This is a genomic window from Streptomyces sp. NBC_00637, assembly GCF_045161545.1.
Classification (GTDB): Bacteria; Actinomycetota; Actinomycetes; order Streptomycetales; family Streptomycetaceae; genus Streptomyces.
On record NZ_CP109046.1, the window covers coordinates 3,696,034 to 3,720,308 of the forward strand.

Sequence of the window (24,275 nt, forward strand, 5' to 3'; positions counted from 1 at the left end):
TCACTGCTCCTGGAGGTGCTGCCGGGTCGGGGGGAAGTCTGCGGTATCGGTGGTGTGTACGGCGAGCGTCCGGTCCGGATTCAGCCGTACGACGATGTGACGGCGCCAGTTCGCGTCGTCGCGGTCGGCGTGGTCCTCGCGCCAGTGGCAGCCGCGGGTCTCCTCGCGCTGCCGGGCGGCGGCGACCAGGACCCGCGCCACGCACAGGAGGTTGGTGGCCTCCCAGGTGTCGACGCCGGGCTCGGCCGTCTTGCCGTTCTCGTCGAGGGCGTCGCGGGCCTCGGCGTGCAGCCGTACCAGCTGGCCGGCCGCCTTCTCCAGGGATGCGGCGGAGCGCAGGACGCCCGCGCCGTCGGTCATGGTCCGCTGGATGGCGAACCGGGCCTCGGGGGCGAGGAGCGGGTGCGCCGGCTTGTCCGGGTGCTCGACCGGCGCGGGCACACGCGCGTGCAGGCCGTCGTCCGTCCGGCTCTCCACGATGTCGGTGACGATGCGCTCGGCGTAGACGAGGCCTTCGAGGAGCGAGTTCGACGCGAGCCGGTTCGCGCCGTGCACGCCGGTGCAGGCGACCTCGCCGCACGCGTACAGGCCCGGCACGGTCGTCCGGCCGTGGGAGTCGGTGCGCACGCCGCCGGAGGCGTAGTGGGCCGCCGGGGCGACCGGGACGGGCTCGGTGACCGGGTCGATGCCGTGGGCGCGGCAGGCGGCCAGGATCGTGGGGAAGCGGTGTTCCCACATGTCGGCGCCGAAGTGGCGGGCGTCGAGGAACATGTGCTCGGCGTCTCGCTCCTGCATGCGGCGCATGATGCCCTTGGCGACGATGTCCCGGGGCGCCAGCTCGGCCAGCTCGTGCTGCCCGACCATGAAGCGCACGCCGTCCGCGTCGACCAGGTGGGCGCCCTCGCCCCGCACCGCCTCGGAGACGAGGGGCTGCTGGCCCTCGGCGTCCGAGCCGAGGAACAGCACGGTCGGGTGGAACTGGACGAACTCCAGGTCGGAGACCTCGGCGCCCGCGCGCAGGGCGAGCGCCACGCCGTCGCCGGTGGACACCGACGGGTTGGTGGTCGCGGAGAACACCTGGCCCATGCCGCCGGTCGCGAGGACGACCGCGGGGGCGTGCACCGCGCCGACGCCGTCGTGCTGGCCCTCGCCCATGACGTGCAGGGTGACGCCGGCGGTGCGGCCGGCGGCGTCCGTGAGCAGGTCCAGCACGAGCGCGTTCTCGATCGTGCGCAGCCCACGCGCGCGTACCGCCTCGACGAGCGCCCGGGAGATCTCCGCACCCGTCGCGTCGCCGCCCGCGTGCGCGATACGGCGCCGGTGGTGTCCGCCCTCGCGGGTGAGCTCCAGGCCGCCTTCCTCGGACTCGTCGAAGTGGGCGCCGGTCTCGATCAGCCGGCGAACGGCGTCGGGACCCTCGGTGACGAGGATCCGCACGGCGTCCTCGTCGCACAGGCCCACGCCCGCCACCAGCGTGTCGTCCAGGTGCTGTTCGGGTGTGTCGCCGTCGCCCAGAGCCGCGGCTATGCCGCCCTGCGCCCAGCGCGTGGAGCCGTCGTCGAGCCGGGCCTTGGTGACGACGACCGTCGTCAGGCCGGCGGCCTCGCAGCGCAGGGCCGCGGTCAGGCCGGCGACGCCGGAGCCCACGACCACCACGTCCGCGGCGATGTTCCACCCGGGCGCGGGCGCGTGCAGTCGTATGCCTGTGCTGGTCACGAGGCGGCTCCGAAGGTGAGGGGGAGGTTGTCGATCAGCCGGGTCGTCCCGACCCTGGCGGCGACGGCGAGGACGGCCTCGCCGGTGTAGTCGTCCTCGAGCCCGGTGATCTCCGTGAAGTCCGACGGGTCGACCAGCGCGAGGTAGTCCAGTTCCAGCGGCGGGTCCAGCCGGGCGGCCTCGTCGAGGACCAGGCGGGCCGCCGCGCGGACGGCCGCGGGGTTGCCGGGGGCGGCCTTGGCGACGGCGTGCGCGTCCGCCGCCGCGCGGGACTCCCCTATGGCGCTGAGCGCCTCGGCACGCGCGCGGGTGGCGGGCACCTGGCGTGCGCGTGCCCGCAGCGCCTCCTGCGCGGCATGCCGGTCCCGGCCCGCGAACAGGGCCTGGGAGAGCGCGAGCGCGGTGCGCCGGTCCGCGGCGGACAGATAGCGGTTGCGGCTGGACAGGGCCAGCCCGTCCTCCTCGCGCACGGTGGGCACCCCGACGATCTCCACACCGAAGTTCAGGTCCCGCGTCATGCGGCGGATCAGGGCGAGCTGCTGGGCGTCCTTCTGTCCGAAGAGGGCGGTGTCGGGCCGGGTGAGGTGCAGCAGCTTGGCGACGACGGTGAGCATCCCGTCGAAGTGTCCGGGGCGGGAGCTGCCCTCCAGTCGTTCCCCCATCGGGCCTGCGGTGATACGGACCTGGGGTTCTCCGCCCGGGTAGACCTCGTCCACGGACGGGGCGAACACGACGTCCGCGCCGGCCTGCTCGGCGAGCTTGAGGTCGGCGTCCAGGGTGCGCGGGTAGCGGTCGAGGTCCTCGCCCTGGCCGAACTGCAGCGGGTTGACGAAAACCGTGACGACGACCTCGCCGTGCGGCCCGGCGAGTTCCCGGGCGGTGCGGACGAGGGTGGCGTGGCCCTCGTGCAGGGCGCCCATGGTCATCACGACGGCCCGGCGGCCGCCACGCGGGCGTGCGTGCAGTTCGGCGGCGGTGCGCAGCAGGGTGGTGGTCATCCGGCATCTCCTTCGGTGCCGTGCGGGCCGGAGGCACCGGGGTCTCCGGGGGTGCCGTGGGCTTCGTCGGCGAGTACCCCGAGCAGGTCCTCGGCGAGCTCGGGCTTGAGGAGCCCGTGGGCGAGCGCGCGGTCGGCGGTCGCGCGGGCCATCGCCAGATAACCGGAGACGGTCTGCGGGGCGTGCTCGCGCAGCTCGGCGACATGCGCGGCGACCGTGCCCGCGTCCCCGCGCGCGACGGGGCCGGTGAGCGCGCCGTCGCCGGAGCGCAGCGCGTTGTCGAGGGCGGCGCCGAGCAGCGGGCCGAGCATCCGGTCGGGGGCCTCGACGCCGGCCGCCCGCAGCAGTTCCATGGACTGCGCGACCAGCGTGACCAGGTGGTTCGCGCCCAGGGCGAGGGCCGCGTGGTAGAGCGGCCGGCTCTCCTCGGCGATCCACTCCGGCTCGCCGCCCATCTCGATCACCAACGCCTCGGCGGCCAGCCGCAACTCGTCGGGCGCGGTGACGCCGAAGGAGCAGCCCGCCAGGCGCTGGACGTCGACGGGACTGCCCGTGAAGGTCATCGCCGGGTGCAGGGCGAGCGGCAGCCCGCCCGCGCGCAGGGCCGGGTCGAGGACCTTCGCGCCGTACCGCCCCGAGGTGTGCACGATCAGCTGGCCGGGCCGGACGGCGCCGGTCTCGGCGAGGCCCTCCACGAGTCCGGGCAGGGTGTCGTCGGGGACGGTCAGCAGCACCAGGTCGGAGCGCTGGAGGACCTCGGCGGGCGGAAGGAGGGGCACGTCGGGCAGCAGCAGCGCGGCTCGCCGCCTGGAGGCGTCGGAGACGCCGGATACGGCGACCGGACGGTGCCCGGCGAGCTGGAGGGACGCGGCGAGGGCGGGGCCCACCCGGCCGGCGCCGACGACGCCGACGGCGAGCCGCGCGGGGCGGTCCCTGGGGTCTGGCTGTTGGGCTGTACTCACGCGACGGAGGCCTTCCGTTCCAGTCCGCTCCGGGTACCGGACGATTTCTCGTCATGTTAACGCTATCCGTCCGGGGCGCGTCCGGTTGTCCACAGGCTGTGGGTTATCCCACCCGTTTCCGACCTGCCGTCCGGAGGGACCGGCCGGGGCCGGACACGCCCGTGGCCCCGCGAGCCGTCGCACGGCATCATCCGGGGCATGACGAACACGGCGGAACACGGCGAGGAGAAGTCGGCGCGGGAGCGCCTGCGGGAGCGGCGGGCGGCCGCCTACCGCGACGCGGAACGCGTCCTGTCGCGCGACGGCGCCCGGGGCACACTGCGGGAGCGGCTCGCGCTGCTGCACGAGGCCGCGCCGCAGGTCCACGACCTGGACGAGCCCGCGGACCTCTACGGCGACGGGGTCGTGGGGGCGCTGGAGGAGCGGGTCGCCGGGCTGCTGGGCACCGAGGCCGCGGTGTTCTTCCCGACCGGCACGATGGCCCAGCAGGTCGCCCTGCGCTGCTGGGCGGGACGCACCGGCAACCCCACGGTCGCCCTGCACGCGCTGAGCCATCCCGAGATGTGGGAGCGGGGCGCCTTCACCGCCGTCAGCGATCTGCGCACGGTGCGGCTGACGCGTGAGCCCCGGCTGCCCACGGCCGAGGAGGTGCGCGCCTTCGAGGAGCCCTTCGGGGCGCTGATGCTGGAGCTGCCTCTGCGGGACGCCGGTTATGTGCTGCCCTCCTGGGAGGAGCTGACCGAGGTCGTGGAGGCGGCCCGCGAGCGTGACGCCGTGGTGCACTTCGACGGCGCGCGCCTGTGGGAGACGACCCATCACTTCGGCCGCCCTCTGCGCGAGATAGCGGACCTGGCCGACAGCGTCTACGTGTCGTTCTACAAGTCGCTCGACGGCTTCGGCGGCGCCGCGCTCGCCGGCCCGAAGACGCTGGTGGAGGAGGCCAGGACGTGGCGGCACCGCTACGGCGGGATGGTCTTCCAGCAGTTCCCCACCGCCCTGGCCGCACTCGTCGGCCTGGACCGTGAACTGCCCCGGCTGCCGGAGTACGTGGTCCACGCGCGCGTGGTGGCGGCCGCGCTGCGCGAGGGGTTCGCCGAGGCGGGCGTGCCGTGGGCGCGCGTGCACCCCGAGGTGCCGCACACGCACGAGTTCCAGGTCTGGCTGCCGTACGAGGCCGATGTTCCGGCCGAAGCGGCGGCGCGGCAGGCCGAGCAGACGAAGTCGATGCTCTTCGCGGGCGCCTGGAGCCGCGGCGGACCGGGGCTGTCGTACACCGAGGTGACCGTCAGCGCCGCGGGCCTGGCCTGGACGGCGGACGACGTGACGGCGGCGGTCGTGGACTTCGTGGGCCGGGTGAACGAGGTGATCGGCGAGTGATCGGCGGGTGGTCGGCCCGCTGATCAGCAGGTGATCAACGGGTGATCGGCGGGTCGAACCCCAGGTGCCCGGTGGCGCGTCGATTGACGGCGGCCGTCAATCGAAGACCGTGCTGTCAGTGGCGGGGTGCACCATGAGGGCATGAGCCTGAGCATCGACATCGCGGGGCTGCGGCCGGAGAGGGTCGCGGTCGTGCCCTCGCCCCTGGCCGAGCTCGGCATGGCGCTGCACGCGCTGTCCGAGCCGGGGCACCATCCCGGCCTCCAGGGGTGGGTCACCGGTGTGACCGCCCGGCTCGACTCGCACCTGGCGGACCGGATGTGCGAGGCCGACTTCCTGTGGCGGACGACGTTCTCGGACATCTTCCTGCCGTACGCGGGCATCCCGGGCGGAAACACGCTCCCCGGGGCCACGCTCGCCGAGGAGCTCGACCTCCTGGACAAGCTGACGGACGAGCAGTTCGTGGACTCCGCTCTGGAATTCACCTGCGCGCCCGGGTACGACGTGCCGGGCCCCAGCGTGCTCGCCGACCCGAAGCTGCGCCGGCGCGCCTTCGAACTGGCCGCCACGCGTGGGCCGCGGCAGGTGCGGTTCACCCGACGGCTGCTCGACGACCCGCCCCGCGTGCGTGCCTGGCTGAGGCAGTTCCTGCGGGACTGTGACGAGGCGTTCTTCGCCGACGTCTGGGCCCGGGTGCGTCTCCCGCTCGCCACGGACGCCCGCTACAAGACGGATCTTCTGCGCCGCAAGGGTCTGGCGGAGGCCCTCACCTCGGTGTCCTCGGCGGTGACACTCGACGAGGAGGCCGCGCGGATCACCGTAGACAAGCTGGTCCAGGGCCGCACCGCCACCGGGGACGGCGGCCTCCTGATGGTGCCGACGAGCCTGGGCTGGCCGCACCTGATGGTGCTGCACCGGTACGGCTGGCAGCCGGTGCTGCACTACCCGGTCGGCTCGCCGGAACTGGCGTCGCCGCCCTCGGTGGAGCAGCTGACCCTGCGGATGACGGCGCTGTCCCACCCCGTCCGGATGCGGATCTGCCGTCTGCTGGCCCGCAGCGCCTACACCACGACCGAGCTGGCCCAGGTGCACGGCGTGACGGCCCCCGAGATATCCCGGCATCTCGCCGTCCTGAAGAAGGCGGGCCTGCTCACCACGCGTCGGCGCGGCCGCTACGTCCTGCATCAGCTCGACGTGACGGTGGTGGCCCGGCTGGGCAGCGACTTCCTGGAAGGGATGCTCCGCTAGCCGTCGGCACCCCGCGGTGGCCGCGAAGGGCCGTGCGGGTCCGTGCGGTTCAGGCGTGGCCGCCGGCGCGGACGATCCCCGTCTCGTATGCGAGGACCACCACCTGGACCCGGTCGCGCAGCCCCAGCTTGGTCAGGATGCGGCCCACATGGGTCTTGACGGTCGCCTCGGACAGCACCAGCCGGGCCGCGATCTCCCCGTTGGACAGCCCCTGGGCCACGAGCACCATGACCTCCCGCTCCCGCTCCGTGAGCCGCTCCAGCTCCTTGTGGCGGGGCTCCTTGCCGGTGGTGGGCAGCATCGGCGCGAACCGGTCGAGGAGACGGCGGGTGGTGGACGGGGCGACCACCGCGTCCCCGCTGTGCACGGAGCGGATCGCGGCGAGGAGCTCACCCGGCGGCACGTCCTTGAGCATGAACCCGGAGGCCCCCGCCTTCAGCCCGGAGAACGCGTACTCGTCCAGATCGAAGGTGGTCAGGATCAGCACCTTCGGCGGCTCGGGCTCGGCACAGATGCGCCGGGTGGCCTCCACGCCGTCCAGCTTCGGCATGCGGACGTCCATGAGCACGACGTCGACCGCCGTGGAACGCACCACCTGGAGGGCCTCGACGCCGTCGCCCGCCTCCGCCACGACCTCCATGTCCGGCTGGGCGGCGAGCACCATCCGGAACCCGGTGCGCAGCAGCACCTGGTCGTCGACGAGCATCACGCGGATCGTCATCGAGTCCTCTTCCGTCTCTGACTGGACTTCTGTTTTCTTCTGGTGCTTCGGTGCTTGTGGTGCTTCGGTGCTTCCGTGCTTCTGGTTCCGTCGGCCGGCGCCGGCGTGCGGGTGGCGTCGGGGGCGTGACAGGTGTCACCGGGGCGCGCGTCGACGTCAGTGCGCCGGTTTGAGCGGGAGCAGCGCGCTGATGCGGAATCCTCCGCCGGGCCGCGGGCCCGCGTCCAGGGTGCCGCCCACCATGCCGATCCGCTCGCGCATGCCGATCAGGCCGTGACCCGCGCCGTCGGCTCCGCCCTCCTCGTACAGCTCGTGCGGGGCGCCCTTGCCGTCGTCCTCGACGAGCAGGCCGAGGCCGTCGTCGAAGTAGACCAGGCGCACGCTGGCGCCCGTGTTGGGCCCCCCGTGCTTGCGGGTGTTCGTCAGCGCCTCCTGCACGATGCGGTACGCCGTCAGCTCGACGCCGCTGGGCAGCGGCCGCGGCGTGCCCTCGACCTTGAAGTCCACCGGCAGGCCCGAGCCACGGCACTGCTCGACGAGGTCCTCGATCTGCTCGACGTCCGGCTGCGGCACGTACTCGCCGCCCTCCTGGTGCTCGCCGGTGCGCAGCACGCCCAGCAGGCGGCGCATCTCGGCGAGTGCCTGGCGGCCCGTGGAGGAGATCGTCTCCAGGGCCTTCTTCGCCTGGTCGGGCGCGGCGTCGAGGACGTAGGCGGCACCGTCGGCCTGCACCACCATCACCGACACGTTGTGCGCGACGACGTCGTGCAGCTCCCTCGCGATACGGGCGCGCTCGGCGGCGACCGCGACCTTCGCCTGCGCCTCGCGCTCCTTCTCCAGGCGGGCCGCGCGCTCCTCCAGCTGCGCGAAGTACGCGCGACGGGTGCGGATGGAGTCGCCGAGCACCCAGGCGAGGGCGAACGGCACCGTCTGGAAGATGATGACCGCGACCTGGCCCGGCACGCTCGCGTTCTCGTGCGGCCAGCGCAGCTGCGCCAGGGTGGCCGCGCTCAGCGCCATGACCAGGGCGAGCCGTGAGGCCCAGCGGGCGCCGGTCGCGGCGACCGTGTAGACGATCACCAGCAGGGCGAAGTCGGCCGCCGTGACCCCGACGTTCAGCACCAGCTGAGCCAGCCCGAGCGCGGCGGCGAGCACGAGCATCTGCTCGGGCAGACGCCGCCGCAACGCGATGACCAGGCACAACAGGAACACCACCGGCACCAGCAGCGCCATGGAGTCGGTACCACCGCGGTCCTGGCCGGCGGTTCCTGCGGCCGCGGAGATCCCGAACAGGACGAGGGCCCAGAAGCCGTCCACCCCTGTCGGGTGTCTGCGGAGGAAGTCATAGAGGCGCTGCACGTAACCCAGCGTAGGGAAGGCCGATGCGTGCAGGGGTCAACCGGAGGGCCGATCCGGTCCGGGCGCGCGTACTCCGCAAGGTGGATGCCGTGATCACCTGTACGCCTAGTCTGACCGGGTGGTGGACAACGTGACGGGCCCGGGCGAGTGGCGCGGCTGGCGGGCGGCGACGCAGGCGGCGCTGTACGGCGTGGACGGGGCGGGCGGCTTCTACCGGCGTTCCGAGGGTCCCGCCGGGCACTTCCGTACGTCCGTGCACGCGTCGCCGCTGTTCGCCGAGGCCGTGGCCCGGCTGCTGTGCCGGGTCGACGAGGCCCTCGGCCGGCCCTCCTCGCTCGACTTCGTCGACATGGCCGCCGGGCGGGGCGAACTGGTCACCGGAGTACTGGCCGCGCTCCCCGCCGAGGTCGCGTCACGCACACGCGCGTGCGCCGTCGACATCGCCGACCGGCCCGCGGGCCTCGCTCGCCGGATCGAGTGGCTGCCCGAGCCCCCGCGGCAGGTCACCGGGCTGTTGTTCGCCAACGAGTGGCTGGACAACGTGCCCGTCGAGGTCGCGGAGGTCGACTCCGCGGGCGTGGCGCGACTGGTGCTCGTCCGGGACACCGGGGCCGAGCGGCTCGGGGAGCGGGTGTCCGGCGCGGAGACGGAGTGGCTCGCGCGCTGGTGGCCGATGGCGGAGGAGGAGGGACTGCGGGCGGAGATCGGGCTGCCCCGGGACACCGCGTGGGCGTCCGCGGTCTCCTGCGTCGAGGGCGGGCTCGCGGTGGCGGTGGACTACGCGCACACGGCCGACGCGCGCCCCCCGTTCGGGACGCTCACCGGCTTCCTGGAGGGGCGCGAGACGGCGCCCGTGCCGGACGGCTCCTGCGACATCACGGCCCACGTCGCACTGGACGCGTGCGCCGAGGCGGGGATGGCGGCAGCCAAGGACGCGGCGCGGGCACTCGTCGACGCGCGCCTGCTCACACAACGCGCCGCACTGCGCGCCCTGGGCCTCACCGGCGCACGCCCCCCGCTGGCCCTGGCATCCACGAACCCCACGGCGTACGTGCGCGCCCTCGCGGGCGCCGGAGAGGCCGCCGAGCTCACCGCGCCGGGCGGGCTGGGCGACTTCGGCTGGCTGCTCCAGCCGGTCGGAATTCCCGACCCACTGGCCCCGGAACCCCGACCCCGCGCGGACTGACGCCGCCGTACTCCCGTCCGTCCGGTCCACCCCGTCCGGCCGTTCCCCGGTCCGCGGTCCGCTGGTCCGGCCGTCCGCCCCGGCCTACTTGTCGACGTCCCCCACCACGAAGAACATCGACCCCAGGATCGCCACCATGTCCGAGACCAGCGTGCCGGGCAGCAGTTCGGTGAGCGCCTGGATGTTGTTGTACGAGGCCGAGCGGAGCTTCAGCCGGTACGGGGTCTTCTCGCCCTTGCTGACGAGGTAGTAGCCGTTGATGCCGAGGGGGTTCTCGGTCCATGCGTACGTGTGCCCCTCGGGCGCCTTGAGGACTTTCGGGAGCCGCTGGTTGATCGGTCCGGGCGGCAGGTCCGCGAGACGGTCCAGGCAGCCGTCCGCGAGGTCGAGCGCGTTGTGCGTCTGCTCCAGGAGGCACTCGAAGCGCGCGAGGCAGTCGCCCTCGGTCCGGGTCACCACCTTGAGGGTGTCCCGCAGCTCCCCGTACGCGAGATAGGGCTCGTCCCGGCGCAGGTCGAAGTCGACACCCGAGGCGCGCGCGATCGGCCCGCTCACGCCGTACGCGTGCACGTGCTCCGGCGCGAGCCTTCCGACGTCCCGGGTGCGTCCCCGGAAGATCTCGTTGCCGAGCACCAGGTCGTCGAAGACGTCCATACGCGAGCGCACGGCGGCGACGGCGTCACGCGCGCGTGCGGCCCATCCCGCCGGCAGGTCCTCCTTGAGGCCGCCGACGCGGTTGAACATGTAGTGCATGCGCCCGCCGGAGACCTCCTCCATGACGTTCTGGAGCACTTCGCGCTCACGGAAGGCATAGAAGACCGGGGTGATGCCGCCCAGCTCCAGGGGGTAGGACCCCAGGAACATCAAGTGGTTCAGCACCCGGTTCAGCTCGGCGAGCAGGGTGCGGGTCCATACCGCGCGCGGGGGAACCTCCATGCCGAGCATCCGCTCCACCGCGAGTACCACGCCGAGCTCGTTCGAGAACGCCGACAGCCAGTCGTGGCGGTTGGCCAGCATGACGATCTGGCGGTAGTCGCGTGCCTCGAACAGTTTCTCCGCGCCGCGGTGCATATAGCCGATCACCGGCTCCGCGTGCCGGATGCGCTCGCCGTCCAGGACGAGCCGCAGCCGCAGCACTCCGTGCGTGGAGGGATGCTGGGGTCCGATGTTGAGCACCATGTCGGTGCTCTCCGCGGCACCGCCGATCCCGACCGTGGTCTCCGTCTGGGGAGTCATGGGCACAGTCTCCCTCACGTGCCCCCCTACGTACGCTGACGGTATGGAAACGGGGAGCCAGGGTGGCGTGGGGACGACGGCGGCCGGACCGGTGTGGACCGGGCTGCCGCCGGGACTGCTGCGGATGCGCCGGCTGCTGCTGGTGGTGTGGCTGGGGCTGGCGGCCGTCGGCGCCGGGCTGCTGCTCGGGCTGCTCGTCGGCCCCGCGTGGGCCGCGTTCGCCCTGCTGCCCCTGGCCGGCATCGGATGGGGCTGGGTACTGCTCGGCCGCAACTGGCGCTCCTGGCGGTACGCCGAACGGGCCGACGACCTGCTGATCAGCCGGGGCGTGCTGTGGCGCGAGGAGACCGTCGTGCCGTACGGGCGCATGCAGCTCGTCGAGGTCACCTCGGGACCCCTCGAACGCCACTTCGGGCTGGCCAGCGTCCAGCTGCACACCGCTGCCGCCGCGACCGACGCGACCATCCCCGGCCTGGACCCGGCCGAGGCGGAACGGCTGCGCGACCGGCTCACCCGGCTCGGCGAGGCCCGATCGGCGGGGCTGTGACGACCCCCGGCGTCGAGGACGGCGTCGACGACGTACCCGATGATCACGACGTACCCGGCGTACCCCCCACGGCGGACGTCACGGACGACGCGACCCGCACCCACCCGGAACGGCCCGTGACCGAGCGCCGGCTGCATCCCGTCACCCCGTTCCGCCGGGCGTGGGCGCCGATCGCGGTCCTCGTCGGGTGGGCCGTGCACGATCCCGACCAGGCGCAGGAGCAGCTGACCCGGCTGACCACCACGACCTTGCTGATCGCGCTCGCCGTGCTGGTCCCCGCAGCCTCCCTCTACGGCTTTCTGACCTGGTGGTTCACCCACTTCTCGGTGACCGACAGCGAACTGCGCATCCGGACCGGCCTGTTGTTCCGGCGCGCCGCGCACATCCGGTTGGAACGCATCCAGGCGATCGACGTCAGCCGGCCGCTGCTGGCGCGGATCGCGGGCGTCGCGAAGCTCCGGCTCGACGTGGTCGGCGCCGAGAAGAAGGACGAACTGGCCTTCCTGGGCGACGAGGAGGCCCGGGTCCTGCGGGCGGAGCTGCTCGCGCGGGCGGCGGGCTTCGCGCCGGAGACGGCGCACGAGGTGGGCGAGGCACCCGCGCGCGAGCTGCTGCGCGTACCGGCGCGCGAACTCGTGATCGCGCTGGCGCTGACGGGCGCGACCTGGGGCGCGCTGGTCGCCGCGCTCGTCGTGCCGCCCGTGCTGTGGCTGGCCACCCACAGCGTGTGGACGGTGCTGGCGACCGGCGTGCCGCTCCTCGGCGCGGCGGGCGCGAGCAGCGTGGGACGGTTCGTCGGCGAGTACGACTGGACGGTCGGCGAGTCACCCGACGGCCTGCGGATCGACCATGGGCTGCTGGACCGTACGCACGAGACGGTGCCGCCCGGGCGGGTGCAGACCGTGCGGATCGTGCAGCCGCTGCTGTGGCGCCGGCGCGGGTGGGTCCGGGTCGAGCTCGACGTGGCCGGCTCGGCCAATTCCGTACTCGTGCCGGTGGCACCGCGGGAGGCCGCCGAGGCCGTCGTCGCGCGCGTGCTGCCCGGGGTGAGCGTCCCGGCCGGGACTTCGCTGTCGCGGCCGCCGCGGCGGGCCGGACGGTGTGTGCCGCTGTGGTGGCGGGGCTACGGGATCGCCGTCACGGACGCCGTGTTCGCCACCCGGCACGGACTGCTCCGCCGCAGCCTGGCACTCGTCCCGCACGCCAAGGTGCAGAGCGTGCGGCTGACGCAAGGGCCCTGGCAGCGCCTCTGGCGACTCGCGGACGTCCATGTGGACACGGGGGCCGACAAGAGCGTCACAGCCCGGCTGCGGGACGCACAGGAGGCCGCGGAGTTGCTCCGGGATCAGGCCGAACGGTCACGGACCGGGCGCCTGGACGCCCGGCCCGACCGATGGATGGCCTAGGGCACATCGGCACATCGGCACATCGGCCATCAGGAGACGGCGCTGCGCAGTCCCTTGAGGTCGATGTGCTCCGTCTCGTCGTGGGCGGTCAGGTCGATCACCTGACCGACACCGCGCGCCGCCTCGTCCAGCGGCTTGAACTCCGCCTCGGACTCGGCCTTGTGCAGGGCGAGAGCCTCCTGGCCGACGACATCGGCCAGATCCTCGTTCTGGACCGCCTCCAGGGCATGCGGCGCCGACTCGCCCTTCGTCCCGAAGAAGTCGAAGCCGCCCTCGGCCGTCGGACGCCGCAGAGGCTGCGCGGCCGGTACGACGGCGACCGCGGTCGGCACGGCGAAGTGGCCGGAAGGGCGACGCTGCACGGTGCCGGCGGGCCGGGGGACGAGCTCGCCGGTCCCGGCGGCCTCCGGGGCGGGGACGTCGGCAGGGGCGGGGGCGGAGGCGGAGTACACGGGCGGGGCGGGCCGCACGGGCTCCGCGTCGCGCGCGCCCGCGTCGCGCGTATCGTGCGCGTCCGCGAGGGCGGGAGTCAGGTCGTCCGGTGCGTGGCCCTCAGAGGTCCGGCCCTGGGGGCCCTGGTCTTCCGGGCCCTGGTCTTCCGGGCTCTGCCCGTCGGGGCTCTCGTCGTCCGGGCTCTGCTTCCCGGAGGTCTGCTTCCCGGAGGGGTTCTCGGGGGTCCGGTCCTCCGCGACCGCGTCGGTCCCGGCAGCCGTGGGGAGGGCGGTCGCGCGCGTGTGCTCGTCGACCGCCTCGGGCTTCCCCTGCGCCTCGTCCTCCTGTGCGGCCTCCGCGTCGCCGTCGGCGGCCGTGGCGCCGACGTCCGCGGAAGTCGCCCGCGTGGGCTCCTCCTCGGCGTGGTCCTCGATCTTCCAGCCCTTGACCCCGTCGGTGTCGAACCGGTCCAGGGCCGCCTGCGCCCGCAGGAACAGCTTGGACCCCTCGGGGGAGAAGACCTCCGAAGCCGTCGTCTCCTCCTCGGCCTCCACGGTCCCCTCGGTCTCCGCGACAGGCTCGGCGGACCCGGCGGACCCGGCAGCGTCGTCGGAGTCGGCCTCCTCGACCGTCTCCCGGACTTCGGCCGCCGCCTCGACGGCATCCGTGTCTTCGCCGCCGTCGACGCCGTCAACGCCGTTGTTGCCTTCGACGTCGTCCACGTCGTCCACGTCGTCGATGCTCTCGGCCTCCCGCGCGGTGACCGCGCCGGTCGGCTCCGCGTCCTGGGCCGCGCGCGCGGCGGGCAGCGCGGGCGTGGGAGCCGCCTCTATCTCGAGCAGTCGCCGGCCCTCCAGGGCACTCGCCCGCTCGGTCTCGGCCGTGGCGTAGCGGCGCAGCAGGGCGGCGTGCTCGTTGCGCAGGCCCGCCAGTTCGGTGCGCTTGGAGCGCAGGCGCTGCTCCAGCTTGACGCGCAGCTCACGTGATTCGTCGAGGTCGCTCTCCAGCTCGGCGACCCGTTCCTCGTAGCGCCACTCATCACTGGCACGCGCGCGTGCCGCGTCGGCGACCTGTCTGCCGGCCTGCATGTCCCAGCGGCGCATCACGTACGCGCCGAGGATCGCCGTCGCCGCGGCGGCCGCGGCCAGACCACGGAGCACCATCGGCTCCGTGAACACCCAGGGGCCGAGGGCGCAGACGAGGGAGACGCCTGCGATTGCCGAGGGAGGCAGCAGCCTGTGCAAAGGCGGGGAATGGCGGTGACGTCCACGTGGCATGGCCAGAAACTTACCGCGCGTAGGCGAATGTTGGCGCCCCGCCCCGCAAAAACGCGGCCATACCGAAGCCTTCACAGGGCATCAGGAAACAACGCGGTCACGGAATTCGACAAACGACAAGATCATTTCCCGTCGGGGCGCCCGGACCCGGCCCTCACGAGCCCTCGCCGGGCCACCCGCCACGCCCCGCCCCCGACCCCCGCCGGGCCACCCGCCGCCCGGGCTCCCGCCGTCGAAGGCCCGCCGCTCACCGGCCACCTCACCGGTCACCTGAGCAGCCACCTGGGCAGTCACCTCACCGATCGCTCAGCCGCCCGCTGATCCACTCGAGCGTGGGCGGGATCTCCCGCCGCCAGGTGTTGAAGTTGTGCCCGCCGCTTTCCAGGATGATGGACGAGATCCTGGTGCTGTCCGTGGCCTTCGCCAGGTCTATGAACTTCTGCGTGGCCTTGAAGTTGGATTCTCCGACCTTGCTGCTGGTGACGAGCAGCGAGGTGTCGGGAGCGGAACGATTCTTCAGAAACCAGTGCAGATCCGCCTCGTTGCGCAGGGTCGCGTTCCCGTGGAAGAGGTCGCCGGTGGTCGGATCGGACGGCGCCTTGTAGTAGGCCGACAAACCCGCTCCCGCCGCGTAGACCTCCGGGTGGTGCATCGCCAGCTTCAGCGCGCAGTAGCCGCCCGTGGAGTCCCCGACGATGCCCCAGCTGCCGGGCTTGCGGACGACCCGGTAGTGGGACGTCACGGCGTCCGGCAGGTCCTTCGCGAAGAACGACTCGGTCTGCGGGCCGCCCGGGATGTCCACGCACTCGGTGTCCCGCGGCGGCGCCACGGTCGGCCGCAGCATCACCAGGATCATCGGCTGCATGTGCCCGTCCCTGGCGAGCTGCCGCGCGGTGCGCGGGTAGTGCAGCTTGTCCACGAGCGCCTCCGCCGTTCCGGGGTAGCCCGTGAGGACCACGGCCGCGGGGAACGTACGCGTGCGGTACTGCGGATCGAAGTACTCCGGCGGCAGGTACACGTACGCCGGCGTGGCTATGTGTGTCGTACGTCCGTCGACGGCGACCTTCTGGATCTGTCCGCCGAACTGCGGACCCCCGCTGCCGCCGCTGTCCACCCGCCGGGTGTCGAGCACCCGCAGCGGCCCCGCCGGGGCGCCACCCGCCGCGTGGTCGACGACCACGCCCTGGTCCGTCTCCCGGCCGAACAGGTCCGCCCAGCTGGCGTAGAAGCCGAACGCCTGGTTGGCGGTGAGCCCGACCGACACGAACAGCGCCAACTGGGTGGCGAGCAGCAGCCCGACCCGCCCGCTGACGGACCGCCAGCCGGTTCGGGCCAGCCGTGGCCACAGCCACACCGTGCCGACGAACAGCAGTAAGGCGAACAGCACGGACAGCAGCAGCGTTTTGTCGCTCGTGAGCCCCATACGGTGGTTTCCTGCCTGCTCTCCGTCCGGGATCCCGCCCGTCCCCCCGACTCCTTCGCGAGGGCTTGTCCCGGACTTTCCTTGGCCTTTTCACTGGCTTTGAGGAGACGAGTGAACCTAGCTCCTCAAGACACCGTCCTAGAGGGCGCAATGTCGCCGGATGCCCGAATCGGGCCCGGGTCCAAGGTCTCTCGCGGAACTACGGGATGCGATGTCTGTCACTCAAGATGGGGAAATGTCGGGCGGGGTTCCGCACCGATCAAGCCGGGTGCGGCAGATAGTGCGAGGTCCGCGCCCCGAGTCCGTGCCCGCCCTCGTCGCCAGAGCCTGTGCCCTCGTGGGCCTGCTGGATGTCGCCGGCGGTGTCTTCCCGCGGTTCCGGCACAGCCGTATGCACACCTTCGCCGAGGTGCTGCCCGGCTCGTTCGGGCCGTTCGTGGCGGCACTGTCGCTGAGCGCCGGCGTCCTGCTGCTGCTGCTCGCCCACGGCCTCCGGCGCGGCAAGCGGCGCGCGTGGCGCGCGGCCGTGGTGCTGCTCCCGGCGGGCGCGGTGGCCCAGTTCGTGTACCGGCACTCGATCGTGGGCGCGCTCATCTCGGTCGCGCTCCTGGTTCCGCTGCTGGTGCACCGCGACCAGTTCGCGGCACTGCCCGACCCGCGCAGCCGCTGGCGCGCGCTCGCCAACTTCGTCCTCATGGGCGCCGGTTCCCTCGGTCTCGGTCTGATCATCGTCAGCGTCCACCCGCGGCGCATGATCGGCGACCCGAGCCTGGCCGATCGCATTACGCACGTCCTGTACGGCCTCTTCGGCTTCGAGGGCCCGGTCGACTACCAGGGCAACACCTCCTGGACCGTGGCCTTCTCCCTCGGCGCCCTCGGCTGGATCACCGCGGTCACCACGATCTACCTCGCCTTCCGCCCCGAGCACCCGGCCGCCCGCCTCACGGAGGAGGACGAGGTGCACCTGCGCGCCCTGCTGGACAAGCACGGCCGCCGCGACTCCCTGGGCCACTTCGCGCTGCGCCGCGACAAGGCCGTGGTCTTCTCCCCCAGCGGCAAGGCGGCGGTGACCTACCGCGTCGTCTCCGGCGTGATGCTCGCCAGCGGCGACCCCATCGGCGACGTCGAGGCCTGGCCCGGCGCCATCGAACGTTTCATGGACGAGGCCAAGGCCCACTCCTGGACGCCCGCCGTCATGGGCTGCTCGGAGACCGGCGGCGAGGTCTGGACCCGCGAGACCGGCCTCGACGCGCTCGAGCTGGGTGACGAGGCGGTGGTGGACGTAGGGGATTTCTCCCTGGCCGGACGCGCGATGCGCAACGTGCGCCAAATGGTCAAGCGCATCGAACGCGCCGGTTACGAGACCCGGGTACGGCGCGTCCGTGACCTCGGTGAGGCCGAACTGGAGCGCATCCGGCGGGCCTCCGAGGACTGGCGCGGCACCGACACCGAGCGCGGCTTCTCGATGGCCCTGGGGCGCGTCGGGGACGCCGCCGACGGGGACTGCCTCATCGCCACCGCGCACAAGGCCGACGAGGTCCCCGGCGAGTACGGCGATCTGAAGGCGATCCTGCACTTCGTGCCCTGGGGCCCGGACGGCGCCTCCCTGGACCTGATGCGCCGCGACCGCTCGGCCGACCCGGGCATGAACGAACTGCTGATCGTCGCCGCTCTCCAGGCCGCCCCGAAGTTCGGCATCGCGCGCGTGTCGCTGAACTTCGCCATGTTCCGCGCGGCGCTGGCCCGCGGCGAGAAGATCGGCGCGGGCCCGGTGCTGCGGGCCTGGCGCGGGCTGCTGGTCTTCCTGTCCCGCTGGTTCCAGATCGAGTCGCTGTACAAGTTCAACGCCAAGTTCCAGCCGCGCTGGGAGCCCCGCTTCGTCGTCTACCGGGCGTCCGGCGATCTCCCCCGCATCGGCTTCGCCGCGATGCAGGCCGAGGGCTTCGTCAATCTCGCCCTCCCGCTGCCGCGCTTCCTGCGCCGCCGCTCCACGGCGGCACGCGCGTGTGCGCACACGGTGGCGGAGCGGGACGTACGCGCGGCATAGCCTCGGCGCCGCCGGCCCGGCCCACGTCGGGCCCGCGGCACCGAGACCGGCCCGGGTGGCGGCCCCGCCCCCCTCCCAGCCCTGGGGCATCCACCCGGGCCGCACCGCGGCGCGGCCCTCTCCTGGGCCTACGCTGAACGCATGAGCAAGCAGAGCGGACGCGGGCGCGTCGTCGGCCTTCCGGAATGGGACCGCTGCGCGGTCATGGGAGTCGTCAACGTGACCCCCGACTCCTTCTCCGACGGCGGCCGCTGGTTCGACACGACGGCCGCCGTCAAGCACGGCCTCCAGCTCGTCGCCGAGGGCGCGGACCTCGTGGACGTCGGCGGCGAGTCCACCCGCCCGGGCGCCAGCCGGGTCGACGAGGACGAGGAGCTCCGCCGGGTCGTCCCCGTGGTCCGCGGTCTCGCCTCCGAGGGTGTCGTGGTCTCCGTCGACACGATGCGCGCCCACGTCGCCGCCCAGGCCCTCGCGGCCGGCGCCGCCCTCGTCAACGACGTCAGCGGCGGCCTCGCCGACCCGGGGATGATCCCGGCCGTCGCGGACGCGGGCGCCCCCTTCGTCGTCATGCACTGGCGGGGCTTCCTCGAGGGCGGCAACGTCCGGGGCGTCTACGCCGATGTCGTCGCCGAGGTCGTGGACGAGCTCCACGCGCGCGTGGAGGCCGTTCTGGCGGGCGGCATCTCCCCCGACCGCGTCGTCGTCGACCCGGGGCTCGGCTTCAGCAAGGAGGCGGATCACGACCTCTCGCTGCTGGCCCACCTCGACCGGCTGCACGCCCTCGGTCATCCGCTGCTCGTCGCGGCTTCCCGCAAGCGGTTCCTCGGCCGTGTCCTGGCCGGCCCGGAGGGCGCGCCACCACCCGCGCGCGAGCGCGACGCCGCCACCGCAGCCGTCTCGGCCCTCGCGGCGGAGGCCGGCGCCTGGGCGGTCCGCGTGCACGAGGTGCGCGCGACGGCGGACGCGGTGCGGGTCGCCCGTGCCGTCGAGGGGGCGCGCGAGGAAGCGATCGCGCCCGGCGCGGACGCACCACGCCCCGCGCGTCCCGCCCCGGGCGACCCCGCCGCCCCGGACGCACATCGCGGCGGACACGGCCCGAGCGGCGCAGAAGGAGCCCGGTGAGCGCCCCCCACACCGACGTCGAGCAGGTCGAGGCCGCCAACACCGCCTTCTACGAGGCACTGGAGCACGGCGACTTCGACGGGGTGTCCGCGCTCTGGCTCACCCCGGCCGACCTGGGCGTGGACGAGACGTACCACGATCCGGCGGACGTCGGCGTGATCTCCTGCGTGCACCCCGGCTGGCCGGTGCTCACCGGCCGGGGCGAGGTGCTGCGGTCGTACGCGCTGATCATGGCGAACACCGACTACATCCAGTTCTTCCTCACCGACGTGCACGTCTCCGTCACCGGCGACACCGCGCTGGTGAACTGCACCGAGAACATCCTCAGTGGCGGCCCCGCGCCGGAGGACGGCGAGGAGCTCGGGCCGCTCGTCGGCCAGCTGGTGGTGGCCACGAACGTGTTCCGTCGCACCTCCGACGGCTGGAAGCTCTGGTCGCACCACGCCTCCCCGGTGCTGACGGAGAACGACGAGGCCGACGGTGCCGAGGATCCCGAGAGCGACGCAAACCCCTCCTGAGCGGGTAGGCGGACCACAGGAAGGGGGCGGGCGGCCCCGGGATGACCCACAGGGACCAAGAAGTGGTTGGAATCACGAACCCGTGGGTAGGGGCGGCTACCAGCCCGTGAGCAGCCGGGTTCCCCAAGGGAAACACCCGGTGAAAAGTCCTCGCCCCGGCCCGGGCCACCGCGGTCGGAGCCCGGATCTGTCAGTGCTCGCGGGTAGATTCGTTCGAGGCCGGGGTGCCGCCCGCACCCGGACGCACCGGCCGAAACCGACGACTGCAGGAGTGATTCGCGTGGATCGTGTCGCGCTGCGCGGCCTGAAGGCCCGCGGGTACCACGGCGTGTTCCCCAAGGAACGCGAGGAAGGCCAGACCTTCATCGTGGACATCGTCCTGGGCCTGGACACCCGACCGGCCGCGGCCGACGACGACCTGGCGAAGACCGTCCACTACGGCATCGTGGCGGAGGAGGTCGTGGCCGTCGTCCAGGGCGAGCCCGTCGACCTCGTCGAGACGCTCGCCGAGCGCATCGCCCAGACCTGTCTGAAGCACGAAGAGGTCCAGGAGGTCGAGGTCTGCGTCCACAAACCGGACGCGCCGATCACGGTCCCCTTCGACGACGTGACCGTCACCATCATCCGGAGCCGAGTATGACCGCGTTCTTCACCGAGGGTCAGAGCGACCCGACCGTACAGCCGGTACCCGCCTCCGTCGTCGAGAAGGTCGACGCCGCCGACACCACCCTGCACAACCCCCAACGCGCCGTGATCGCCCTCGGCTCCAACCTCGGCAACCGCCTGGAGACCCTCCAGGGCGCCATCGACGCCCTCGAGGACACCCCCGGCGTACGTATCAAGGCCGTCTCCCCGGTGTACGAGACAGAGCCGTGGGGCGTCGAGCCCGGCAGCCAGCCCGCCTACTTCAACGCGGTGGTCGTGCTGAAGACGACGCTCCCGCCGTCCTCCCTGCTGGAGCGGGCGCACGCGGTCGAGGAGGCCTTCCACCGGGTGCGTGACGAGCGCTGGGGCGCGCGCACGCTCGACGTCGACATCGTCGCGTACGCCGACGTCGTCGACGACGACCCGCACCTCACGCTCCCCCACCCCCGCGCCCACGAACGCGCCTTCGTCCTCGCCCCCTGGCACGACGTGGAGCCCGAGGCCCAGCTGCCCGGCCGAGGCACGGTCGCCGCTCTGCTCGACACCGTGACCCGCGAGGGTGTCGCGGCACGCAAGGACCTGGAACTCCACCTGCCCGAGTAGTCGTTAAGGTCGACAGGACCACTGCCCGCGGGATGTCCATGCCCGCGGGCTCGGGGGAGTTGAAGGGACACCGTGAGAGAGCTGCGCATCAGGGTGCTGGCCGGCGTGTTCGGCGTGGCCGCGATCCTGTCCTGGGCCGGTGCCCGTCTGTGGAACTCCGTGGGGACCCTGCCCAGCGTCCCGCTGGCCGCGCCCATCGTGCTGGCCCTGATCGCCGTGGTGCTCACGGCCACCGCGCTGTCACTGCGCGCCCGGCTCAAGGCCCAGCGCGAGCGCCGTCCCGAGGCCAAGGGCGTCGACCCGCTGATGGCGGCCCGCGCGGTCGTGTTCGGCCAGTCCAGCGCCCTGGTGGCCGCCCTTGTCTCCGGCATGTACGGCGGTACGGGCGTCTTCCTGCTGGAGTCCCTCGACATCCCCGCCCGCCGCGACCAGGCCATCTACGCCGGTTTCTCGGTCCTGGCGGGCATCGCGGTCATAGCGGCGGCCATCTTCCTGGAGCGCGTCTGCAAGCTGCCCGAGGACGACGACCAGGACAAGGGGGCGGCGTCACCGGCGTGACCGCGTGACGCGCCCCGGGTGGGTCCCGGCCCGGATCAGCGGGCCATGATCAGACTCATCGCCTCGTTGCGCGTCGCCGCGTCCCGCAGCTGTCCGCGCACCGCCGAGGTGATGGTCTTGGCGCCGGGCTTGCGGATGCCGCGCATGGACATGCACATGTGCTCGCACTCGATGACGACGATCACCCCGCGCGGCTCCAGGATGTTCATCAGGGAGTCGGCGATCTGCGTGGTGAGACGTTCCTGCACCTGAGGCCGGCGCGCGTACACGTCCACGAGGCGGGCCAGCTTGGACAGGCCGGTGATCTTCCCCGAGGTGGACGGGATGTAGCCGACATGGGCCACGCCGCGGAACGGCACCAGATGGTGTTCACACGTGCTGAACACCTCGATGTCCTTCACGAGCACCATCTCGTCGTGCCCCAGGTCGAAGGTGGTCGTCAGCACGTCCTCGGGCTGCTGCCACAGCCCCGCGAATATCTCCTTGTACGCCCGTGCCACCCGCCCCGGCGTCTCCCGGAGGCCCTCGCGGTCGGGGTCCTCGCCCACCGCGATCAGCAGCTCGCGTACGGCGTTCTCGGCGCGCTTCTCGTCGAACTCGCCGATGGCGCCCTCGACGTCCAGCGTCACGGGGTCGGTCATGTGGTGCCTCGTTCCTGTGCGGGTCGCGCGTGTGGGTCACGCGCCCTCGTCGCGGCATGGATGGACAGACGAAAATGCCGCGCCCCCCAGGCTAGAACCTGGGGGGCGCGGCATCCATTCCGGGCCTGGTGGGGCTCCGGGAGCCGGATCAGCTCTCGGGGCGGTCCTCCGGGGCCGGCTCGGTCACCGGGGTGGGCTCCACCACGGTGGACTTCGCCGTGGAGATCGCCGGCGTCGCGCCGTTGGCGCCGTTCGTCAGTGCGAGCTCCCTGGGGGAGAGCACCGGCGGACGGGTGGACGGCGTGCGCCGCGAGGAACCGGTCCAGGCGGGCCGGGCGGGGCGCTTGACGATGGCGGAGAAGACCTCGGCGATCTGCTCCTTGTTCAGCGTCTCCTTCTCGAGCAGCTGAAGCACCAGGTTGTCGAGCACGTCGCGGTTCTCGACCAGGATCTCCCAGGCCTCGTTGTGCGCGGTCTCGATGAGCTTCTTGACTTCCTCGTCCACCAGCGCGGCGACCTCTTCCGAGTAGTCGCGCTGGTGCGCCATCTCACGGCCGAGGAACGGCTCGGTGTTGTCGCCGCCGAACTTGATCGCGCCCAGACGCTCGGTCATGCCGTACTGGGTGACCATCGCGCGGGCCGTGGCGGTGGCCTTCTCGATGTCGTTCGCGGCGCCGGTGGTCGGGTCGTGGAAGACCAGTTCCTCGGCAGCGCGACCGCCCAGCATGTAGGCCAGCTGGTCGAGCATCTCGTTGCGCGTGGTCGAGTACTTGTCCTCGTCCGGCAGGACCATCGTGTAACCGAGGGCCCGGCCGCGCGACAGGATCGTGATCTTGTGGACCGGGTCGGAGTTCGGGGAGGCCGCCGCGACCAGGGCGTGTCCGCCCTCGTGGTACGCGGTGATCTTCTTTTCCTTGTCCGACATGATCCGGGTCCGCTTCTGCGGGCCCGCCACGACGCGGTCGATGGCCTCGTCCAGCGAGTGGTTGTCGATCAGCTTCTTGTCGCTGCGCGCCGTCAGGAGCGCCGCTTCGTTCAGCACGTTCGACAGGTCCGCGCCGGTGAAGCCCGGGGTACGGCGGGCGACGGCCGACAGGTCGACGTCCGGGGCGACCGGCTTGCCCTTCTGGTGAACCTTGAGGATCTCCAGACGGCCCTGCATGTCCGGACGGTCGACCGCGATCTGGCGGTCGAAACGGCCGGGGCGCAGCAGCGCGGGGTCGAGGATGTCGGGGCGGTTCGTGGCGGCGATGAGGATCACGCCGCCCTTCACGTCGAAGCCGTCCATCTCGACGAGCAGCTGGTTCAGCGTCTGCTCGCGCTCGTCGTGACCGCCGCCGAGGCCGGCGCCGCGATGGCGGCCGACCGCGTCGATCTCGTCGACGAAGACGATCGCCGGGGCGTTCGCCTTGGCCTGCTCGAAGAGGTCACGGACCCGGGAGGCACCGACACCGACGAACATCTCGACGAAGTCGGAACCCGAGATCGAGTAGAAGGGAACGCCCGCCTCGCCGGCGACGGCGCGCGCGAGGAGCGTCTTGCCGGTACCGGGCGGGCCGTACAGGAGTACGCCCTTGGGAATCTTGGCGCCGACGGCCTGGAACTTCGCCGGTTCCTGGAGGAACTCCTTGATCTCGTGGAGTTCCTCGACGGCCTCGTCCGAGCCCGCGACGTCGGCGAAGGTCGTCTTCGGGGTGTCCTTGGTGATGAGCTTGGCCTTGGACTTCCCGAAGTTCATGACTCGGGAGCCGCCGCCCTGCATCTGGTTCATCAGGAACAGGAAGACGACCACGATGAGGACGAAGGGGAGCAGGGACAGCAGGATCCCGACGAAGGCGTTCTGCTTCGTCGGCGAGACTGTGTATCCGTCCGGGATCTGCTTGTCCTGGTACTTGGTCTGCAGCGTGTTGGCAATCGTCACGCCCTGGTCGCCGATATAGCTCGCCTGGATCTTCGAGCTGTCCTTGACCTTTTCGCCGTCCTTGAGCGTGACCTTGATGGTCTGCTCGTCACCGGTGGTGAGCTTGGCCGACTCGACCTTGTTGTCGTTGATCGCTGCAATGACCTGGCCGGTGTCCACCGTCTTGTAGCCGCCGGACGAGCCGACGACCTGCATCAACACGACCACGGCAAGGACGGCCAGCACGATCCACATGACCGGCCCACGGAAGTATCGCTTCACGTCCATCCATACGGAGCGGTGTCGCCCCGTCCCTCCTGCCATAGTGAGTTTGATAAGACAGTTCTTCTGAC

At 72.3% G+C, this 24,275-nt stretch carries 21 protein-coding genes; 11 read left to right on the forward strand and 10 right to left on the reverse strand.

Annotation, left to right across the window (positions count from 1 at the left end; genetic code table 11):
* From OG440_RS16045 to OG440_RS16055, 3 genes are read right to left on the reverse strand one after another with little or no spacing between them, the layout of a single operon-like run.
* The gene (locus OG440_RS16045; protein ID WP_406007504.1) at window positions 1–1,716 is read right to left on the reverse strand and encodes an L-aspartate oxidase; all 1,716 of its coding nucleotides are present in this window, start codon (window positions 1,714–1,716) and stop codon (window positions 1–3) included.
* Entirely contained in the window at window positions 1,713–2,714 is a 1,002-nt protein-coding gene (gene panC, locus OG440_RS16050) for a pantoate--beta-alanine ligase (protein WP_406007505.1), read from the reverse strand. The genes OG440_RS16045 and panC overlap by 4 nt, the downstream gene beginning before the upstream one ends.
* Window positions 2,711–3,676, reverse strand: a complete 966-nt coding sequence (locus tag OG440_RS16055) for a Rossmann-like and DUF2520 domain-containing protein (RefSeq protein ID WP_406007506.1) — start codon at window positions 3,674–3,676, stop codon at window positions 2,711–2,713. Before OG440_RS16055 ends, panC begins: the two co-directional genes overlap by 4 nt.
* Window positions 3,677–3,874: 198 nt before the next feature.
* On the opposite strand from OG440_RS16055, the gene OG440_RS16060 reads away from it, so the two are divergent.
* Complete coding sequence (locus OG440_RS16060; RefSeq protein ID WP_406007507.1) at window positions 3,875–5,053, forward strand: threonine aldolase family protein; 1,179 nt, start codon at window positions 3,875–3,877, stop codon at window positions 5,051–5,053.
* Window positions 5,054–5,194: 141 nt separating this feature from the next.
* Entirely contained in the window at window positions 5,195–6,301 is a 1,107-nt protein-coding gene (locus OG440_RS16065) for a DUF5937 family protein (protein WP_406007508.1), read from the forward strand.
* A gap of 49 nt (window positions 6,302–6,350) precedes the next feature.
* Here OG440_RS16065 and OG440_RS16070 read toward each other — a convergent pair whose 3' ends face one another.
* Both OG440_RS16070 and OG440_RS16075 read right to left on the reverse strand, forming a co-directional pair.
* The gene (locus OG440_RS16070; RefSeq protein WP_406007509.1) at window positions 6,351–7,022 is read right to left on the reverse strand and encodes a response regulator; all 672 of its coding nucleotides are present in this window, start codon (window positions 7,020–7,022) and stop codon (window positions 6,351–6,353) included.
* A 156-nt stretch (window positions 7,023–7,178) separates the two neighbouring features.
* Window positions 7,179–8,381: a sensor histidine kinase gene (locus OG440_RS16075; protein WP_406007510.1), complete on the reverse strand. Its 1,203-nt coding sequence runs from the start codon at window positions 8,379–8,381 to the stop codon at window positions 7,179–7,181.
* A 118-nt stretch (window positions 8,382–8,499) separates the two neighbouring features.
* Here OG440_RS16075 and OG440_RS16080 point away from each other — a divergent pair, with 118 nt between their 5' ends.
* Window positions 8,500–9,567, forward strand: a complete 1,068-nt coding sequence (locus OG440_RS16080) for an SAM-dependent methyltransferase (RefSeq protein ID WP_406007511.1) — start codon at window positions 8,500–8,502, stop codon at window positions 9,565–9,567.
* Between the two features lie 84 nt (window positions 9,568–9,651).
* Here the strand turns inward: OG440_RS16080 and OG440_RS16085 are convergent, their stop codons facing one another.
* Window positions 9,652–10,803 (reverse strand): NADH-quinone oxidoreductase subunit D, encoded by a 1,152-nt coding sequence (locus OG440_RS16085; protein ID WP_406007512.1) that lies wholly within the window; start codon window positions 10,801–10,803, stop codon window positions 9,652–9,654.
* 43 nt (window positions 10,804–10,846) lie between these two features.
* On the opposite strand from OG440_RS16085, the gene OG440_RS16090 reads away from it, so the two are divergent.
* A complete protein-coding gene (locus OG440_RS16090; protein ID WP_406007513.1) occupies window positions 10,847–11,350 on the forward strand; it encodes a PH domain-containing protein in 504 nt (167 codons plus the stop codon).
* 116 nt (window positions 11,351–11,466) lie between these two features.
* On the forward strand, window positions 11,467–12,756 hold the full coding sequence (locus OG440_RS16095; RefSeq protein ID WP_406011371.1) for a PH domain-containing protein: 1,290 nt from the start codon (window positions 11,467–11,469) through the stop codon (window positions 12,754–12,756).
* Between the two features lie 29 nt (window positions 12,757–12,785).
* On the opposite strand, the gene OG440_RS16100 is transcribed toward OG440_RS16095, so the two are convergent.
* Together OG440_RS16100 and OG440_RS16105 are read right to left on the reverse strand one after the other, a co-directional pair.
* Window positions 12,786–14,465: a hypothetical protein gene (locus tag OG440_RS16100; RefSeq protein WP_406007514.1), complete on the reverse strand. Its 1,680-nt coding sequence runs from the start codon at window positions 14,463–14,465 to the stop codon at window positions 12,786–12,788.
* A 295-nt stretch (window positions 14,466–14,760) separates the two neighbouring features.
* Window positions 14,761–15,888 (reverse strand): alpha/beta hydrolase, encoded by a 1,128-nt coding sequence (locus tag OG440_RS16105; RefSeq protein WP_406007515.1) that lies wholly within the window; start codon window positions 15,886–15,888, stop codon window positions 14,761–14,763.
* 235 nt (window positions 15,889–16,123) lie between these two features.
* On the opposite strand from OG440_RS16105, the gene OG440_RS16110 reads away from it, so the two are divergent.
* From OG440_RS16110 to OG440_RS16135, 6 genes are all read left to right on the forward strand, one after another.
* Complete coding sequence (locus OG440_RS16110) at window positions 16,124–17,935, forward strand: phosphatidylglycerol lysyltransferase domain-containing protein (RefSeq protein ID WP_406007516.1); 1,812 nt, start codon at window positions 16,124–16,126, stop codon at window positions 17,933–17,935.
* Between the two features lie 141 nt (window positions 17,936–18,076).
* Entirely contained in the window at window positions 18,077–19,057 is a 981-nt protein-coding gene (folP, locus tag OG440_RS16115; protein WP_406007517.1) for a dihydropteroate synthase, read from the forward strand.
* Entirely contained in the window at window positions 19,054–19,575 is a 522-nt protein-coding gene (locus OG440_RS16120) for a nuclear transport factor 2 family protein (RefSeq protein ID WP_406007518.1), read from the forward strand. The genes folP and OG440_RS16120 overlap by 4 nt, the downstream gene beginning before the upstream one ends.
* A gap of 280 nt (window positions 19,576–19,855) precedes the next feature.
* Window positions 19,856–20,215, forward strand: a complete 360-nt coding sequence (gene folB, locus OG440_RS16125; RefSeq protein ID WP_406007519.1) for a dihydroneopterin aldolase — start codon at window positions 19,856–19,858, stop codon at window positions 20,213–20,215.
* Complete coding sequence (gene folK / locus OG440_RS16130; RefSeq protein WP_406007520.1) at window positions 20,212–20,823, forward strand: 2-amino-4-hydroxy-6-hydroxymethyldihydropteridine diphosphokinase; 612 nt, start codon at window positions 20,212–20,214, stop codon at window positions 20,821–20,823. Before folB ends, folK begins: the two co-directional genes overlap by 4 nt.
* Window positions 20,824–20,895: 72 nt before the next feature.
* On the forward strand, window positions 20,896–21,381 hold the full coding sequence (locus OG440_RS16135; RefSeq protein ID WP_406007521.1) for a DUF3180 domain-containing protein: 486 nt from the start codon (window positions 20,896–20,898) through the stop codon (window positions 21,379–21,381).
* A 35-nt stretch (window positions 21,382–21,416) separates the two neighbouring features.
* On the opposite strand, the gene folE is transcribed toward OG440_RS16135, so the two are convergent.
* Both folE and ftsH read right to left on the reverse strand, forming a co-directional pair.
* On the reverse strand, window positions 21,417–22,022 hold the full coding sequence (gene folE / locus OG440_RS16140) for a GTP cyclohydrolase I FolE (RefSeq protein WP_406007522.1): 606 nt from the start codon (window positions 22,020–22,022) through the stop codon (window positions 21,417–21,419).
* A gap of 148 nt (window positions 22,023–22,170) precedes the next feature.
* Window positions 22,171–24,210, reverse strand: coding sequence for an ATP-dependent zinc metalloprotease FtsH (gene ftsH, locus OG440_RS16145; protein ID WP_362275838.1), 2,040 nt, complete (start codon window positions 24,208–24,210; stop codon window positions 22,171–22,173).
* Window positions 24,211–24,275 lie beyond the last annotated feature (65 nt).

Bases quoted from the DNA above. Each gene is read 5' to 3' on its own strand.
- panC (WP_406007505.1), bottom strand. From the start codon at position 2,714: ATGACCACCACCCTGCTGCGCACCGCCGCCGAACTGCACGCACGCCCG.
- OG440_RS16060 (WP_406007507.1), top strand. From the start codon at position 3,875: ATGACGAACACGGCGGAACACGGCGAGGAGAAGTCGGCGCGGGAGCGC.
- OG440_RS16065 (WP_406007508.1), top strand. From the start codon at position 5,195: ATGAGCCTGAGCATCGACATCGCGGGGCTGCGGCCGGAGAGGGTCGCG.
- OG440_RS16070 (WP_406007509.1), bottom strand. From the start codon at position 7,022: ATGACGATCCGCGTGATGCTCGTCGACGACCAGGTGCTGCTGCGCACC.
- OG440_RS16085 (WP_406007512.1), bottom strand. From the start codon at position 10,803: ATGACTCCCCAGACGGAGACCACGGTCGGGATCGGCGGTGCCGCGGAG.
- OG440_RS16090 (WP_406007513.1), top strand. From the start codon at position 10,847: ATGGAAACGGGGAGCCAGGGTGGCGTGGGGACGACGGCGGCCGGACCG.
- OG440_RS16100 (WP_406007514.1), bottom strand. From the start codon at position 14,465: ATGCCACGTGGACGTCACCGCCATTCCCCGCCTTTGCACAGGCTGCTG.
- OG440_RS16105 (WP_406007515.1), bottom strand. From the start codon at position 15,888: ATGGGGCTCACGAGCGACAAAACGCTGCTGCTGTCCGTGCTGTTCGCC.
- OG440_RS16110 (WP_406007516.1), top strand. From the start codon at position 16,124: ATGTCGGGCGGGGTTCCGCACCGATCAAGCCGGGTGCGGCAGATAGTG.
- folP (WP_406007517.1), top strand. From the start codon at position 18,077: ATGAGCAAGCAGAGCGGACGCGGGCGCGTCGTCGGCCTTCCGGAATGG.
- folK (WP_406007520.1), top strand. From the start codon at position 20,212: ATGACCGCGTTCTTCACCGAGGGTCAGAGCGACCCGACCGTACAGCCG.
- folE (WP_406007522.1), bottom strand. From the start codon at position 22,022: ATGACCGACCCCGTGACGCTGGACGTCGAGGGCGCCATCGGCGAGTTC.
- ftsH (WP_362275838.1), bottom strand. From the start codon at position 24,210: ATGGACGTGAAGCGATACTTCCGTGGGCCGGTCATGTGGATCGTGCTG.